Source organism: Mesorhizobium sp. M00.F.Ca.ET.216.01.1.1, from assembly GCF_004010325.2.
Classification (GTDB): Bacteria; Pseudomonadota; Alphaproteobacteria; order Rhizobiales; family Rhizobiaceae; genus Mesorhizobium.
This window is the reverse complement of record NZ_SADR02000107.1, coordinates 1-503: the sequence shown is the minus strand read 5'-3', so window position 1 is coordinate 503 and position 503 is coordinate 1. Positions and strand designations below refer to the sequence as shown.

Here is a 503-nt window from a genome sequence, read left to right as displayed (position 1 = left end):
CCCGTTGAGGCCTTCGTCGGTGAAGAGCACCTGAATGGGTTGCAGCATGCGCGTGAGGCCGTGCAGCGCGCTTTTAGGCCTTCCTGTGGCGTCTATTAGCCCCCAGCCTGCTCCGGGCCGCAGGTCCTGCAACTGCCAGACGAGTCCGCCGCCGCATCCCGATCCGGCCCTGCGCCATTCGGCGAATACTTCGCCCATCACTTCCGCGACGAGCGCGCGAGACAACGCCAGATAGCGCATGGGGTCTTCATACCGCAAGCGCGCCGGGTCCACACCGTAGAGCGTCTGAAGATAGTGGTCGCGCACGTCGTCGAAATCCCAGCCGGCGCCAGGATCGCGCGGCACGGCCGCTTTCCAGCGCGGATCGTGCGGATGGATCGTACCCAACGCCTCGTGCAACGTTGCGTCGTCAGGCACGTTCGCAAAGGCAAGGCACTCGGCGGCAAAGCGCACCTGCGAGCGGCGCACGTCGTCGAGCGGACGCTGGTAGGCGCCCACGCCAT

Annotated in this window: 1 pseudogene; it reads right to left on the bottom strand. The window is 66.4% G+C overall.

Annotated elements, in window-relative coordinates:
- A pseudogene (locus EN859_RS35250) lies at positions 1 to 503 on the bottom strand (glycoside hydrolase family 2 protein); the annotation flags it as partial.